This window comes from Plantactinospora veratri (genome assembly GCF_036421995.1).
GTDB lineage: Bacteria > Actinomycetota > Actinomycetes > Mycobacteriales > Micromonosporaceae > Plantactinospora > Plantactinospora veratri.
This window is the reverse complement of sequence record NZ_JAZGQL010000037.1, coordinates 48,367-64,117: the sequence shown is the minus strand read 5'-3', so window position 1 is coordinate 64,117 and position 15,751 is coordinate 48,367. Positions and strand designations below refer to the sequence as shown.

General features: G+C 71.4%; 13 protein-coding genes. 10 read left to right on the top strand and 3 right to left on the bottom strand.

Annotated features, from left to right (window positions below):
• The first annotated feature begins 100 nt into the window (after positions 1–100).
• The 3 genes from ngcE (V1634_RS33480) to V1634_RS33470 all read left to right on the top strand — a co-directional run bounded on the left by ngcE (V1634_RS33480) (position 101) and on the right by V1634_RS33470 (position 3,438).
• On the top strand, positions 101–1,513 hold the full coding sequence (ngcE, locus tag V1634_RS33480; protein WP_331211634.1) for an N-acetylglucosamine/diacetylchitobiose ABC transporter substrate-binding protein: 1,413 nt from the start codon (positions 101–103) through the stop codon (positions 1,511–1,513).
• A gap of 105 nt (positions 1,514–1,618) precedes the next feature.
• A complete protein-coding gene (locus tag V1634_RS33475; protein ID WP_331211633.1) occupies positions 1,619–2,527 on the top strand; it encodes a carbohydrate ABC transporter permease in 909 nt (302 codons plus the stop codon).
• Between the two features lie 5 nt (positions 2,528–2,532).
• Complete coding sequence (locus tag V1634_RS33470; protein WP_407951902.1) at positions 2,533–3,438, top strand: carbohydrate ABC transporter permease; 906 nt, start codon at positions 2,533–2,535, stop codon at positions 3,436–3,438.
• A 67-nt stretch (positions 3,439–3,505) separates the two neighbouring features.
• Here V1634_RS33470 and V1634_RS33465 read toward each other — a convergent pair whose 3' ends face one another.
• Positions 3,506–4,498 carry an N-acetylglucosamine kinase gene (locus V1634_RS33465; RefSeq protein WP_331211632.1) on the bottom strand — a complete coding sequence of 331 codons (993 nt, stop codon included), beginning with the start codon at positions 4,496–4,498 and terminating at the stop codon, positions 3,506–3,508.
• A gap of 202 nt (positions 4,499–4,700) precedes the next feature.
• Here V1634_RS33465 and V1634_RS33460 point away from each other — a divergent pair, with 202 nt between their 5' ends.
• The 7 genes from V1634_RS33460 (at position 4,701) to V1634_RS33430 (ending at position 12,512) form a co-directional block, all read left to right on the top strand.
• Positions 4,701–5,663: a MurR/RpiR family transcriptional regulator gene (locus V1634_RS33460; RefSeq protein ID WP_331211631.1), complete on the top strand. Its 963-nt coding sequence runs from the start codon at positions 4,701–4,703 to the stop codon at positions 5,661–5,663.
• Positions 5,664–5,816: 153 nt separating this feature from the next.
• On the top strand, positions 5,817–7,319 hold the full coding sequence (gene ngcE / locus V1634_RS33455) for an N-acetylglucosamine/diacetylchitobiose ABC transporter substrate-binding protein (RefSeq protein WP_331211630.1): 1,503 nt from the start codon (positions 5,817–5,819) through the stop codon (positions 7,317–7,319).
• Positions 7,320–7,339: 20 nt separating this feature from the next.
• Entirely contained in the window at positions 7,340–8,248 is a 909-nt protein-coding gene (locus V1634_RS33450) for a carbohydrate ABC transporter permease (RefSeq protein WP_331211629.1), read from the top strand.
• A gap of 12 nt (positions 8,249–8,260) precedes the next feature.
• The gene (locus tag V1634_RS33445; protein WP_331211628.1) at positions 8,261–9,181 is read left to right on the top strand and encodes a carbohydrate ABC transporter permease; all 921 of its coding nucleotides are present in this window, start codon (positions 8,261–8,263) and stop codon (positions 9,179–9,181) included.
• Positions 9,182–9,427: 246 nt separating this feature from the next.
• Positions 9,428–10,033, top strand: coding sequence for a GNAT family N-acetyltransferase (locus V1634_RS33440; RefSeq protein ID WP_331211627.1), 606 nt, complete (start codon positions 9,428–9,430; stop codon positions 10,031–10,033).
• A gap of 5 nt (positions 10,034–10,038) precedes the next feature.
• Complete coding sequence (locus V1634_RS33435) at positions 10,039–11,793, top strand: bifunctional 3'-5' exonuclease/DNA polymerase (RefSeq protein WP_331211626.1); 1,755 nt, start codon at positions 10,039–10,041, stop codon at positions 11,791–11,793.
• Positions 11,794–11,912: 119 nt separating this feature from the next.
• Entirely contained in the window at positions 11,913–12,512 is a 600-nt protein-coding gene (locus tag V1634_RS33430; RefSeq protein WP_107262974.1) for a nucleotidyltransferase family protein, read from the top strand.
• Between the two features lie 96 nt (positions 12,513–12,608).
• Here the strand turns inward: V1634_RS33430 and V1634_RS33425 are convergent, their stop codons facing one another.
• Positions 12,609–13,418, bottom strand: a complete 810-nt coding sequence (locus V1634_RS33425) for a metal-dependent hydrolase (RefSeq protein ID WP_331211625.1) — start codon at positions 13,416–13,418, stop codon at positions 12,609–12,611.
• Positions 13,419–13,705: 287 nt separating this feature from the next.
• Positions 13,706–15,643 carry a serine/threonine-protein kinase gene (locus tag V1634_RS33420; RefSeq protein WP_331211624.1) on the bottom strand — a complete coding sequence of 646 codons (1,938 nt, stop codon included), beginning with the start codon at positions 15,641–15,643 and terminating at the stop codon, positions 13,706–13,708.
• Positions 15,644–15,751: the final 108 nt, after the last annotated feature.

The following is a 15,751-nucleotide window of genomic DNA, read 5'->3' as shown; positions in this document are numbered from 1 at the left end:
GTCGAAGCAGCACCACCCGACCCGATGACCCCGAGCCTCGTTGGCGGGCGCCGCCTCCACCGGCTGCGGCGTCCACCTGGACCGGATCCGAGGAGAAGCTATGAAGAGGCGTGACATCCTCCGTCGTACCGCCGCGGCCGGCCTGCTGGCCGTCCCCGCCACCGGCCTGCTGACCGGTTGCGCCCTCGGCGGCGACGACGACAACAGCGGCGGCGAGTCGCTCGAAGGCACGAAGAGTGAGCAGAACCCACTCGGCGTCAAGGAGGACGCGCCGCTCGAGGTGGTCATCTTCAACGGTGGTTTTGGCGAAGAGTATGCCAAAGCCCACCAGGCGATGTACACCGAGAAATATCCAAAGGCGACGATCAAGCACTCCGCGACGCAGGAGATCAACAAGACTCTCCAGCCCCGGTTCGTCGACGGCAGCCCGCCGGACGTGGTGAACAACTCCGGCGGCGGCCAGATCGACTTCAACGGCCTGGTCTCGCAGGGTGCCCTCGCCGACCTCGGCGAGCTGCTCGACGCGCCCAGCCTCGACATCCCCGGCAAGAAGGTCCGGGACACCCTGCTGCCCGGCGTGGTGGACGTCGGCTCGTACGACGGCAAGTTCCTGGTGCTCAGCTACGCCTACACCGCGTACGGCATCTGGTACTCCACCAAGCTCTTCGCCGACCGTGGCTGGCAGTACCCGAAGACCTGGGACGACCACATCGCGCTCTGCAAGCAGATCAAGGCCGCCGGCATCGCCCCCTGGACGTACGCCGGCAAGCACCCCCGCTACATGAGCTGGCCGGTCATCTCGACGGCGATCAAGTTCGGCGGCCCGGACGTGGCGAAGGCGATCGACAACCTGGAGCCGAACGCCTGGAAGTCCGAGGCGATGAAGACGGCGGCGGACGCCTGGTACCAGATCGTCAAGGACGGCTTCATCATGCCCGGCTCGCCCGGCCTCGACCACGTGCAGTCGCAGACCGAGTGGTGCCGGGGCAAGGCCGCCTTCATCTCCTGCGGTTCCTGGCTGGAGAGCGAGCAGGCCAAGGTCACCCCGGCCGGCTTCAACATGTCCGTGGCGCCGACGCCGAGCCTCGGCGCGGGTGACAAGCTGCCGTTCGAGGCGATGCGCGGCACCGCCGGTGAGCCGTTCATGGTGCCGGCCAAGGCCAAGAACCGGGCCGGCGGCCTGGAATACCTGCGCACCATGCTCTCGATGAAGGGTGCCCAGGACTTCACCCGGAAGGTCTCCAGCCTGACCGTGGTGGCCGGCTCCACCGAGGGCATCGACCTGCCGTTCGGGCTGAGCACCGTGGTCAAGGCGCTGGACGCCTCCGGCAGCAACGGCTTCAACTGGGTCTACAACAACTTCTACCGCAAGCTGGAGCGCGAGCTGGTGGACGCCGCCTGCGGCGAGTTCTTCAGCGGCCGGACCACCCCGGCGGAGTTCCTGGACCAGTGCCAGAAGGGCGCCGACCAGATCGCCGGGGACAGCAGCATCAAGAAGTACAAGCGCCAGTAGGCCGTCGGGTCGTCGTCGCGGGGTCGGCCGGTGCCCGGCCGGCCCCAGCGGCGCGGTTGACGCGGGGACAGGTCTTCCCGCGTGGAGTGGGCAGGATTCGGTCCCGTGAAACATGGCAAGTATCCGCTGATCATCACCTTCCTGGTGCCGCCGCTGCTGCTGTACGGCATCTTCGTGCTCTCGCCGTACCTCCAGGCGTTCCAGATCTCCACCACCAACTGGCTGGGCTACTCGGCCAGCGCCGACTACGTCGGGATGGAGAACTTCGCCAACCTGCTGCGCGACGGCGCGATGTGGAACGCGGTCAAGAACAACGCGATCCTGCTGGCACTGCTCCCGGTCCTGACCATCGGACTGGGGCTCTTCTTCGCCAGCATGCTCAACATGGGCGGCCGGCGCGGCAGCGCCGGGGTGGTCGGGGTACGCGGCTCCAGCGCGTACAAGCTGGTCTACTTCTTCCCGCAGGTGCTCTCCGTGGTGATCATCGCGCTGCTCTGGAAGGAGGTCTACCACCCCAACAACGGGCTGCTCAACGCCACGCTACGCGGCATCGGGCTGCCCGCGCCGACCTGGCTCGGTGATCCGCGTACCGCGTTCTGGGCGGTGCTGGCGGTGATGGTCTGGAGCAACGTCGGCTTCTACGTGGTGCTCTTCGGCGCGGCCATGCAGGCGATCCCGAAGGACATCTACGAGGCGGTGATGCTCGACGGCGCCTCCCGGTGGACCACGCTGACCAAGGTCACCATCCCGCTGCTCTGGGACACCGTGCAGGTCGCCTGGATCTACCTGGCCATCGCCGCGCTGGACGGGTTCATCCTGATCCAGCAGATGACCGACGGCGGGCCCAACCACTCCTCCGACGTGATCGGCCTGCGGATGTACAACACGGCGTTCGGCAGCGAGACCAAGTTCGGGTACGCCTCGGCGATCGGCGTGGTGATGTTCTTCCTGACCCTGTCGGTGGCGGTACTGGCGCTGCGGGCCAGCCGCCGGGACCGAATCGAGTACTCGTGACCACCCTGGAAACCCCCGCGTCCGCTCCGCCGACCGCCGGCCCGGACGGCCGGCGCCGCACCGGCGACCGGCCACCCCGCCGCGAGCTGGGCGTGGTGAACGTCTTCTCGCACGGCTTCCTGCTGATCTGGGCGCTGCTGACCACACTGCCGCTGCTCTGGGTCTTCATCAGCTCGTTCAAGAGCGACGGCGAGATCCTCAGCGACCCGTGGGGGCTGCCCGGCGCGCTGCGCTTCGAGAACTGGGCGCGGGCCTGGACCGAGGCGCGGATCGGGCAGTACTTCCTCAACAGCGGGATCGTGGTGGCCGGTTCGCTGACCCTGACCATGCTCTTCGGCGCCGCCGCCGCGTACGTCTTCGCCCGCTACGAGTTCCGCTACCGGCAGGTGTTCTACTACCTCTTCGTCGGCGGGATGATGTTCCCGGTCTTCCTCGCCCTGGTGCCGCTCTTCTTCGTGGTCCGCAACGCCGGGCTCTTCAACAACTGGGTCGGGCTGATCCTGGTGTACGCCGCCTACTCGCTGCCGTTCACGGTCTTCTTCATGACCGCGTTCTTCCGGACCCTGCCGACCTCGGTGGCCGAGGCGGCCCTGATCGACGGCTGCGGGCACTTCCGGCTCTTCTTCCGGGTGATGCTGCCGATGGCCCGGCCGGGCCTGGTCAGCGTGGCGATCTTCAACTTCCTCAGCCAGTGGAACCAGTTCATCCTGCCGCAGGTGCTGATGCAGGGGGACGAGTCGAAATGGGTGCTCGCGCAGGGGCTCGCGGCGTTGGCGGTCAGCCAGGGCTACCAGGGCGACTTCAGCGGGTTGTTCGCCGGGCTCACCCTCGGGATGCTGCCGGTGCTGGCGGTCTACGTGCTGTTCCAGCGCCAGATCCAGTCCGGGCTGACCGCCGGCCAGTTGAAATAGGGCCGGCGGCTGCGGACGGTCCGGGGACGACGTGCCGGGCGCGGGTCGGGGCGGGACGCTGCCCGGGTCAGCCGGTGGCCGGGCCGAGCAGCCGGCGGTGCAGTTCGGCCGGGTCGGTCAGTTCGGGCAGCGGCCGGGCGGCCAGCCAGGCGGCGCCGAGCGCGCCGTCCCCGGCACCGAGCAGCGGCGCGTCCGGCCAGCGTTCGGCCAGCGCCGGGCGTACGGCGTCGGCCAGCGGGTTGTCGCCGGTGAGCAGTCCGCCGCCGAGCACGATCGGGGCGTCCGAGCCGGCGGGCCGGATCCGTTCCACGTTGCCGGCGAGCAGCCGGGCGGCCTCGGCGAGCAGCGCCGTCGCCGTCGGGTCGCCGTCCCGGTCCGCCCGGATCACCAGCGGGGCCAGGGCGGCCAGTTCGACGGCGGGGCGTCGGGTCACCGTCTGGACCAGGACGTCCACGGTGTCCCGGGGCCGGGCGGCGACCTCTGCCGAGCCGAGCAGCTCGGTGAGCACGAGGGTGCCGAGCGGGCCGGGTGTGCGGTGCCGGTCGAGGTCGGCCAGCGTCCGCCGGACGGCCTCCCGACCGAGCCAGAAGCCGCTGCCGGCGTCGCCGAGCAGCCAGCCGTGGCCGTCGGCGACCCGGTCCAGCGCCATGTCGCGTACCTCGGCGGCGATCGCCCCGGTGCCGGCGATCAGGATCGTGCCGTCCGGCTCGGCGGTGCCCGAGGCGTACGCGACGAGGGCGTCGCCGAAGATGTCGTACCGGCAGCGCAGCCCGACCTCCTGCCAGACCCTGTCGAAGGCCAACCGGCCGGCCGGATCGGCGAGCAGTCGACCCGCTCCGGCCAGCCCCATGGCGCCGGCCCAGGCCAGTCCCGGGTCGATCTCGGCGAGCGCGTCGGTGAGCGCCAGGCGGAGCTGTTCGGCGGCCCGCTCGGCGCCGTGGCTGGTCGGGTTGCCGCCGCCGGCCAGCCCGGTGCCGAGGCGCTCTCCGGAGAGCGAGACCACGGTCGCCCGGGTCGAGGTGCCCCCGATGTCGAGCCCCACCACTATGCCGTCGGACATGACCGACAACCACCTTCCGGCCGCGGAGTTGATCGGCGTCCATGCTGGTCGGTACGGCTGTCCGGGGCAAGCCTCGACGGTCCGGGCACCGGGGCGGCTCAGGTAACAGTTTGAAAACTTCACCCATCGTCTTGACAAGGAGGGGGGCTTAGTAAGAACTTTTACCACTAACAGTTAACTTCCTTTTCCGAAAGGCGTGCCCATGGTCGAGCAGGAGGCGGACACCATCGCGGGGACCGCGGTGGTCGACGCCGAACGCGACCGCCGGGCCGCCGCCGGGCTCTCCTCCGCGGACAGCGTGCTGCTCCGGGTCCGGTCCCGGCTCACCGAGTTCACCGGTGCGCTGCGACGGGTGGCCGAGCACGTGCTCAGCGATCCGTCCGCCGCCGCCCGGGCCACCATCGTCGAGCTGGCGGAGCGCAGCGGCACCTCCCCGGCCACGGTCACCCGGTTCTGCCGGGCACTGGGCTTCGAGGGCTACGCCGACCTGCGGCTCGGCATCGCCGCCGAGACCGGCCGGGCGCACACCGCCGGCTGGACCGTCGACATCGGCCGGGAGATCCAGCCGAACGACCCGCTGGAGCGGGTGCTCGGCCAGATCATCGCGGCGGACACCCAGGCGATGCACGACACGGCGGCGCTGCTCGACCTGGCCGAGGTCGAGCGGGCCGCCGAGGCGATCGCCGGAGCCGCCCGGGTGAACATCTTCGGCGCCAGCGGCAGTGCGCTGGTCGGCGAGGAGATGCAGTTCAGCCTGCACCGCATCGGCGTCGCGGCGTGGGCCTGGAACGACGTACACGAGGGGTTGGCCGGTGCCGCACTGCTCCGCAAGGGTGACGTCGCCCTGGGCATCTCGCACACCGGCGTGACCCGCGAGACCATCGAGACCCTCGCCGAGGCGGGCAGCCACGGCGCGACCACGGTGGCGCTGACCGGGTTCCCCCGGTCCCCGCTGGCCGAACTGGCCGACATCGTGCTGCTCACCGCCAGCCAGGCGACCACCTTCCGGCCGGACGCGCTCTCCGCCCGGCACCCGCAACTCGTCGTGCTCGACCTGCTCTACATCGCCGTCGCCCAGCGCACCCACGACCGGGCCCACGCCGCCTTCCAGCGGACCGCCCGGGCGGTGGGCGGACACAAGGCGACCAAGGAGGCGCGGCCGTGACCCGCATCCGACACCGACCCGTCGGGCAGGGGTGGCCGCTGGCCACCCCGGCCCGATCGCTCCCGCGGGAGCGAGTAACCGCACCGCTGGCAGGTCCCGGTCAACCGGAGTCGTCCGGCTGGCCCGACCCGATTCTCAACTGAGGAGATGAAGATGTCCGCAACCTCCGACCACACGTCGGACCGCGTTGATCCGTCGACCATGACCGGGCCGGACCTGCCGGCAGCGCTGGGCAGCAGCCGCCGTACGCTGCTGCGCCGGGCCGCCGCCGCCGGGCTGCTCACCATCCCGGCCGCCGGGCTGCTCGGGGCCTGCGCCACCGGCGGTGACGACGGGGGCAGCACCGAGCAGGAGACCGGGGAGAAGAGCGCCACCAACCCGCTCGGCGTCAAGGAGGACGCCGCGCTGGAGGTGATCATCTTCAACGGTGGCTACGGCGAGAAGTACGCCACCGACGTGCACGAGAAGCTCTACAAGACGGCGTTCCCGAAGGCGGAGATCAAGCACCAGGCGACCCAGGCGGTCTCCACGGTGCTCCAGCCCCGGTTCACCGCCGGTGACCCGCCGGAGTTCGTCAACAACTCGGGCGAGAAGTTCCTCGACTTCGGTGCCCTGGTCAACGACAACCAGCTCCAGGACCTGACCGAGCTGTGGGATGCGCCGTCGGTCGACGACCCGAACAAGAAGGTCCGGGACACCGTCATCCCCGGCGTGGTCGAGCAGGGCATGTTCAACGCCAAGGACGGCAGCCGCAAGCCGTTCGTGCTCTACTACGTCTCCACCGTCTACGGCATCTGGTACTCCGGCAAGCTCTTCAAGGACAACGGCTGGACCGTGCCGACCACCTGGGAGCAGTTCACCGCGCTCTGCGACCAGATCAAGGCCAAGGGCATCACCCCGTTCGGCTACGCCGGGGCGAACGCGGCCTACTACATGTGGAACGTGATCCTGACCCAGGCCGCCAAGGTCGGCGGTCCGGACGTGCTGAAGAACATCGACAACCTGGAGCCGAACGCCTGGAAGGCCGAGCCGGTCATCCAGTCCGCCAAGGCCTGGGCCGAGATCGGCGCCAAGTACGGCGACAAGAGCTTCGAGGGGCTCAAGCACACCGACGTGCAGCTTCGGCAGAACCAGTACAAGCTCGCCTTCTACCCCAGCGGTGACTGGCTGGAGAACGAGCAGAAGAAGGACACGCCGGCCGGCTTCGAGTACCAGTTGATGCCGGTGCCGAGCCTGACCGCAGGGGACAAGCTGCCGGCCGGTGCGATCCGGGCGGCCGGCGGCGAGGGGTACTTCGTCTCGGCCAAGAGCAAGAACCCGCGCGGCGGCATGGAGTACATGCGGCAGATGCTCTCCAAGGCGGGTGCCCGGGGCTTCACCGAGACCGTCGGGGCGGCCACCGTGGTGCCGGCCGGCAGCGAGGGCTACTCGTTCCCGCCCGGCGTGGCCAGCTCGCAGGCGGCGCTGAAGGCGGCCGGGGCGAACGTCTTCAACATGATGTTCGACAACTGGTACAAGGAGCTGGACACTGAGGCCCGGACGGCGACCAACGAGCTGATGTTCGGCCGCGCCACCGCCGAGCAGTGGGCCGACCGGATCCAGAAGCGCGCGGACGCCATCAAGGGCGACAGCAGCGTCGCCAAGTTCTCGCGCTGACCGACCGGAATGGAGTGATCATGCGGCAGGGCAAGTACCCGTTCGTGATCGGCTTTCTCTTCCTGCCGGTCACCATCTACGCGGTCTTCGTGATCGCGCCGTACGCCCAGGCGTTCCAGCTCGCGATGACGAACTGGCGGGGGATCGGCGCGCCGGAGTGGATCGGGTTCGAGAACTTCCAGCGGCTCTTCAACGACACGGCCTTCTGGAAGGCGGTCCAGCACCACGGGATACTGCTGCTTGCCCTGCCGCTGATCACCATCGCCATCGCGCTCTTCTTCGCGTTCCTGCTCAACGTCGGCGGGGGCAGCAAGGGCGGGCAGCGGGTCGGGGTCCGGGGGTCCGCCTTCTACCGGGTGGTGTTCTTCTTCCCCCAGGTCCTGGCGGTGGCGATCATCGCCGTACTGTTCCAGATGGTGTACCGGCCGGACGAGTCCGGCCTGATCAACGGCGTACTGACGAAGATCGGGCTCGATCCGGTCTTCTTCCTGATCAACCCGAACCTCGCCCTCTGGTCGATCATCGGGGTGCTGGTCTGGCAGGCGGTCGGCTTCTACGTGGTGCTCTTCTCGGCCGGGATGGCGTCGATCCCGACCGAGATCTACGAGGCCGCCGAGATCGACGGGGCCAGCAAGATCACGCTGTTCTTCCGGGTGACCCTGCCGCTGCTCTGGGACACCCTCCAGGTGGCCTGGGTCTACCTCGGCATCGCCGCGTTCGACGCCTTCGCCATCGTCGCGGTGCTCTCCGTCGACAGCGGCGGCCCGGACGGCGCCACCACGGTGCTGGCGATGGAGATCTACCGCAACGCCTTCGTCTACGGCCGGGCCGGTTACGCCTCGGCGATGGGAGTGGCGCTGTTCTTCCTGACCATCACCTTCGCGGCGCTCGCGCTGCGGGTGTCCAAGCGGGAGAGCATCGAGTACTAGATGGGACCCCAGATGACGACACAGACCGAGCGCCCGCCGACCGGGCCGGTGCGAAGCAAGCCGGCCGCCGGGGCCGGCAGGGGCCGGGACCGTCGGGTGAAGTCCGAGGTACGGCTGCTCTCCAGCCTGGGTCACGTGGCCCTGGTGGTCTGGGCGGTGATCGTGATCGTCCCGATCCTCTGGACCTTCCTGGCCTCCTTCAAGAACACGGCGGAGATCTTCAGCAGCCCGTGGACCCTCCCGGCCGAGCTGCGCTGGGAGAACTGGGGCCGGGCCTGGACCGAGGCCCGGGTCGGCAAGTTCTTCGTCAACAGCGTGATCGTGGTCTCCTGCGGTGTCTTCGGCACCATGCTGCTGGGCTCGATGGCCGCGTACGTGCTGGCCCGCTACAAGTTCGTCGGCAACCGGGTGATCTACTACCTCTTCGTCTCGGGGCTGGCCTTCCCGGTCTTCCTGGCCCTGGTGCCGCTCTTCTTCGTGGTGGACAACCTCGGACTGCTCAACTCGCACACCGGACTGGTCCTGGTCTACATCGCGTACTCGCTGCCGTTCACGGTCTTCTTCCTGGCCGCGTTCTTCAAGACGCTGCCGACCTCGGTGGCCGAGGCGGGGATGATCGACGGCTGCTCGCACACCCGGCTCTTCTTCCAGGTGATGATGCCGATGGCCAAGCCGGGGCTGATCAGCGTCGGGATCTTCAACATCATCGGGCAGTGGTCGCAGTACCAGTTGCCGCTGGTGCTGCTCTCCAACGCCGAGGACAAGTGGGTGCTGACCCAGGGCATCGCCGACATCTCGGTCAACGCCGGCTACGAGGCGGACTGGTCCGGGCTGTTCGCCGCGCTGACCATGGCCATCCTGCCGATGATCCTGGTCTACGCGATCTTCCAGCGGCAGATCCAGTCCGGCCTCACCGCCGGCGCGATCAAGTAACCCGGCCGACCAGCTCGCCAGGGCACCCCGAGGGACCGGCACCGGCCGGGGTGCCCGACCAGCACGGGCCCCGATCTCTCACGAGGAGATCGGGGCCCGTGCTGCTGCGGTGCCGGGGCGCGCAGAACCGGTCACGGCGACCCGCACGCCTTCGCTGCCTGGGCGGAGTCCGACTCCGACACCGAAGATCCCGGGGGATGCTGCGAGGCCGGGTCGGCATCCTGCCGGAGCGGTCATCATGAACGCATGCCTCTGCTGGTCCCACCGGCCCTGCCCGCCGACTCGCTGCGGGCGATGCGTCAGCCCCGGCTCGCCGCCGACGGCGGCCTGACCCTGCGGCCCTGGCGCGCGGACGACGCCGGCACCGTGCGGGCCGCCTTCGACTGTCCGGAGATCCAGCGGTGGCACCTTCGCCGGATGGACAGCGACGCCGAGGCGCGGGACTGGACGGCCCAGTGGCCGGCCCGCTGGGCGGCGGAGTCGGACGCGAGCTGGGCCGTCGTCGAGGGGTCGGCCGACCGGCCGGTCGGTCAGGTCGGGCTCCGCAACGTCTCGCTGGTCGAGGCGACCGCCGAACTGTCGTACTGGGTGCTGCCCAGCGCCCGGGGCGGTGGCGTCGCCGGGCGGGCGGTCTCGGTGCTGACCCGGTGGAGCTTCGACGTGCTGGGCCTGAACCGGCTGGTGCTGCTGCACGCGGCGGCGAACCTGGCCTCCTGCCGGGTGGCCGGCAAGGCGGGCTACCGCACCGAGGGGTTGCTGCGGCGGGCCATGCTGCACCAGGACGGGTGGCACGACGTACACCTGCACGCCCGGCTGCGCGACGAGGGTGACCGGCCCGCGGAGGACGCCTGACCGGGATGTCGGTCGGTGCGGGCAGAATCGTCTTCGTGCTGGTGGCGGTGGTCCGGGACGAGGACGGCGACGGAGGTCTGCTCCAGCCGTTGCACCCGGACGGCCGTCCCGCCGGCCCGGCCGAGCGGGTCGCCGACCTCGGCGCGGCGGTCGCCGACCGGGAGGCCGCCCGGGGTCAGGGGGGTCCGCCGCGCTGGGTCTGGGCCTCCACCGCCGCGACCTATCCGGGGTTGCTGCGCCAGGGGCACCGGGTGGAGCGCTGCCACGACGTCGAGCTGACCGAGGCGCTGCTGCTCGGCCGGGACGGGCGCTGGGGAGAGCCGCGCGGCCTGGCCGCCGCGTGGGCCCGGCTGACCGGGGCACCGGTGCCGGCCGATCCGCCGCCCCGGGCCGCCGCGCCGCCCGGAGCGGCGCAGGCCGCGCTCTTCGAGGTGGTCTCCGGGCCGCCGCCGCTCGGCATCGACGCGCTGGTCCGGGTCTACGCCGACCAGCAGGCCCGGATCGCGGCGACGCCGCAGCCCGGCCGGTTCCGGCTGCTGGTCGCGGCCGAGTCGGCGGGTGCGCTGATCGCCGCCGAGATGAGCGCGACGGGGCTGCCGTGGCGGGCCGACGTGCACGACGCGCTCCTGGTCGACCTGCTCGGCGAGCCGTCGCCGGTGGGCGGGCCGCCGCGCAAGCTGGCGGAGCTCTCCGCGCGGATCGCCGCCGCCTTCGGGGTACGCCAACTGCACGCCGAGTCGCCCGCCGAGCTGCTCCGCGCCTTTGCCCGGGCCGGCTACGACCTGCCCAGCACCCGCGCCTGGGTGCTGCGCGGGATCGACCACCCGGCGGTTCCGCTGCTGCTCGAATACAAGGAGCTCTACCGGATCTGGACGGCGCACGGCTGGGCCTGGCGGGAGACCTGGGTCCGGGACGGCCGGTTCCGTCCGGAATATGTCCCGGCCGGGGTGGTCTCCGGTCGGTGGGCGACCCGGGGCGGCGGCGCGTTGCAGATTCCGAAGGTGGTCCGGCGAGCGGTGCTGGCCGATCCGGGTTGGCGGTTCGTGGTCGCCGACGCCGGCCAGTTGGAGCCGAGGGTGCTGGCGGCGGTCTCCGGGGATGCCCGGCTCGCCGCCGCCGGTGGCGCGGGCGACCTCTACACCGCGCTGGCCCGGGAGAGCTTCGGCGGCGACCGGGCCCGGGCCAAGCTGGCCCTGCTCGGCGCGATGTACGGCCAGACCGGCGGGGAGGCGATTCCCGCGCTGGCGGTGCTGCGCCGCAGTTATCCGACCGCCTTCGAGTACGTCGAGGCGGCGGCCCGGACCGGCGAGGGCGGCGGGCTGGTCCGGTCGTGGCTGGGGCGGACCTGCCCGCCCGCCTCGGTCTCGGTGCGGGAGTCGGAGGAGGGGGAGGGGCCGGTGGTGGAGTCGGCCGACGTCGACCCGTTCGGGCCGCGTGCCCGGGCCGCGGCGCGGGCACGCGGCCGGTTCACCCGCAACTTCGTGATCCAGGCGACGGCGGCGGAGTGGGCCCTGACCCTGCTCGCCGGGCTGCGCAACGGGTTGGCCGGGCTCGGTGTCGAGCCGGGGGCGGGCCGTCCGGAGCTGGTCTTCTTCCAGCACGACGAGGTGCTGGTGCACTGTCCGGCGGAGCGGGCCGACCAGGTGGCCGCGCTGGTGCACGAGGCGGCGGGGCAGGCCGGGCGGCTGCTCTTCGGCGAGACGCCGGTGCGGTTTCCGCTGGACGTATCGGTGGTGGACTGTTACGCAAATGCGGCATAGTTGCGAATTGGTCCGATTAGTGCCGATACCTGGGTGTCGCCCGCTCGTTGGGACCGGTGTGCGCGCGGCGGGGGTCGCGCGACCGGCGGAAGGTGGCAGTGCTGAGTCGGATCGCAGGAATGATCATCGCCGCGGGCGGGGGACGCCGGATCGGCGGCCCGGAGGCGTTGCTGCACCAGGGGGAGCGACCCCTGGTGAACCAGGTACTCGACACGATGCGTGCGGCGGGCTGCGGCCCGCTGGTCGTGGTCCTCGGGGCCGCGGCCGAGCAGGTACGGGCCACCGCCGACCTCTCCGGGGCGACGGTGGTGGTGAACCGCTCCTGGGGTACCGGGATCGGCTCGTCGATCCGACTCGGGCTGGACGCCGTACCGGACCGGCGGATCGAGGCGGTCGTGGTGGTCCCGGTGGACATGCCGGGGCTGACCGAGGCGGCGGTACGCCGGGTGGCGGCGCTGCCCTATCCGGAGGCCCTGGTCTGCGCCACCTACGACGGGTTGCGCGGCTATCCGATGCTCTTCGGCCGCCGGCACTGGGCCGGAATCGCCGCGCTGGCCAACGCCGACGTCGGGGCCCGACCGTACCTGATGGCCCACAAGGACGAGATCGTCGACATCGCCTGTGACACGGTGGCGGACGGCAGCCGGGCGAACACCCCGGAACTGCTCGCCGCCTGGGGGTTGACCGTCCCGGTCCCGGCCCAGCGGGTCGCGGTCTGAGTCCGGCGGTGCCGCCGCGAGATGTCGCGGTGGCACCCCGGACGCGGCGACGGTTCCGCCCGACGGGCGACGCCTCCTCCGACGCCGCCCCGGGGTTCAGACCTCGATGTTGAACCGCTCCAGCACGGAGGGTGCGACCAGGCCGACCGCGGAGAGGATCGAGATCACCGTGAAGGCGCCACGCAACACGATCGTCTCCACCTTGCCGCCCACCTTGACGGCGATCTTGTTCGGGATGCCGATCATCATCCACATCCGCCGCTTGATCGGCACCGGCCAGAGGATCGGCACTCCGTTGCTGGTGATGATGTCGCCCATGATGTGCACGAAGCAGCCGACCCCGACCGCCAGCCCCAGCATCGGATAGCCCCGGTCGCCGGGCAGGTGCAGGAAGGTGAAGTACGCCGCGGCCAGCGACACCAGCGTCACGATCACCCAGCCGGCCCGCTTCGCCCACTCGTCGAAGAGCCCGCGCAGCGCCAGACCGATCATGAAGAACAGGATGCCGATCACGGCCCACTTGCCGTACGCGGTGCAGAGCGCGGTGGTGCCCCAGCCGACCAGGAAGGTGAACGGCAGCGTGTGGGTCAGCGTACGGTGGCCGTTGTTGCGGTGCGGGTCCTTGCTCAGCTTGGTGGCGTGGTAGACGCCGAGGGAGATCTTCTCCATCACCTCGGCGAAGAAGAGCGACACCACCCCGAAGGTGCGGGCGACGGTCGCCCCGCCCTGGTTGCGGGTGACCTTGCCGGACATGTCGAGGTCGGGGAAGAGCGCCCCGCCCGCGCAGACCGCCGTGCCGACCGCGATCGCCAGCGGCGACTGCTCGTAGCCGGCGAAGTAGTCCAGCCCCCAGGACCCGGCCAACCAGACCGCGGCACCGGACAGCGCATGGGATGGCCCCATCATCGTCGTGCATCCTCCCCCGGGTACATCCCGCACGGCTGGCGACACTGTGCCAAACCAAAGATCGCTAGGCAATCACCGTTTGATCCACAGTGCTGTCACCGACGTCACGGTCCACTCCACCGCCTCGCGGCGGCGTGGTCAAACGCGTGTTCGATTCGGAACGCCCGGCAGGTCAACCGTGGTGTGCGGCGGTGCGTGCCCGGACGCTCCGGGCGGTGCGGCGACGCTCGGAAAACCGTGTCGGCAACCGGACTCCGGCGTGTCGCCGGGTCGGGGCGCGACCGGGCTCAACCGACCGGCCGGAAGCTGGTCTGCACCATCCGCAGGTAGCTCTGGTTGACGCCCCAGTCGAACTCCCGGGTCAACCACGAGACGGTGTACGCCCGCCCGGCCGACGTGTTGATCAGCATCCGGGCGGCCTGTACCCGGACGCCGTGCGGGTTGGTCCACCGGCACTCCCAGATCGCCCCGCCGTCCCGGATGTCCAGCGGCCCGATGGCGACCTGCTCGTACCCGGCCAGCAGGCCGGCGCCGATGAGTCGGCGCTCCTCCGCGAGCCAGTACCGCTCGCCGTCCCGGGTCGCGGGGGTGCTGGGATCGATGGTGATCATCCGCCCGGTGCCGACCACCGGCTCCCGGAAGCAGACCACCGTGCCGTCGGTGTACCGGCGCCAGCCGACCGGTACGGCGATCCGGAAACCGACCGCGTCGGTGTACCAGGTCCAGTGCTCGACGAGTCCGAAGCGTTCGCCCGGCGGGCGCGGTGCGGCGGTCACCGGCACGGTCTGCTCCGGCGGCGGCGCACACGGGAACGCGCGGACCACCTCCGCCGTCGGCCGGCTGCCCGACGCCTCCGGCGGCACCTCGCCGACCCGCTTGGCCCGCACCGTCAACGCGGTGCCCAGCGCGGCCAGCAGGGTCAGGGCCAGCGCGGTGGCCCCGATCCGCGAGACCCGCCCGCCGAGACGCCGTGGGCGGCGGTCGCCGCCCGGCGGTTCCGGCCGCTCGGGATCCGGTCGCGGCTCCGGGCCGCGCCGCGCACCCCGGACCGGGTGCGGCAGCCGCTCCGACCCCCGCCGTGGCCGCTCCGCGGCAGCCGCTCCGGCCGGCTCCGGCCGGCCGTCCGGGTCGGAGGGTCCGGCGGAACTGGTTGAGGGGTCCGGCTCGACCGGCTCGTCCGGTCGAACCGGACCGTTCGGCTGCGCCGGCCAGGCGGGGCGCTGGTTCGGCTGGGGGCGCCGGTCCGGCCGCGCACGCTGGTGCGGCTGCGCACGCTGGTTCGGCGGCCGTCGCCGAGCCGGACGGTCGCCCGGGGCTTCCTCCGGAGCGGACCGGCCGGCGTCCGGCGGGGCCGGCGTCCGGGGGGCGGGACCACGGGCCAGGGCGAGAGGGTACCGGCCGGAGCGGGGCGGCGGCTCGGCGATCCGGCGCAGCATCCGTTCCACCTCGTCGGCGGTGAGGCGCTGCCGGGGATCACGGCGGAGCAGTCCGGCCAGCACCGGGCGGAGCGGGCCGGCCAGCCGGGTCGGGTCCGGCGGCGCCACCGCCAGCGCGGTGAGCGTGGCCATCGTGGTCGATCGGTGGTACGGCGACCGGCCCTCCACCGCGGCGTACAGGGTGGCGCCCAGCGACCAGAGGTCGGACTCGACGGTGGACGACCCGTCCGCCGCCCGCTCGGGCGAGACGTACTGCGGTGACCCGATCACCACGCCGTCGCGGGTCAGTGCCCCGTCCCCACCGTCCACTGTGGCCAGCCCGAAGTCGGTGAGTACCACCCGGCCGTCCTCGGCGATCAGCACGTTGTGCGGCTTGACGTCCCGGTGCAGTACCCCGGAGGCGTGCGCGGCGCACAGCGCGGCCAGTACCGCCAACCCGACCTCGGCGGTCCGCACCGGGGACAGCGGCCCGTCCGCCTCCAGCACCTGCTGGACCGAGCGGGACGGGACGTACTCCATCACGATCCACGGGGAGTCGCCGTCCTGCACGACATCGTAGATCCGGACCACGTTGGGGTGGTTGAGCCGGGCGGCGATCCGCGCCTCGCGCAACGTCCGGCAGCGCACCTCGTCGCGCTCGTCCGGAGTCATCCAGTCCGGCGGCACCACCTGCTTGACCGCGACCGGGCGGCGCAGCATCTCGTCGTGGGCCAGCCAGACCCACCCCATCCCGCCGGTGCCGATGGTGCGCAACAGCAGGTAACGATCGGCGATCCGCTCCTGATACACCGTCCGCGTCCCCTCTGATACCCGCCGTACACGATAGCGAGCGGGGGGTGTCGCCCGCATCAACTCCCACGGATGGGCACCGCTGGGGGACGGTGCGCGGCGGGCGAC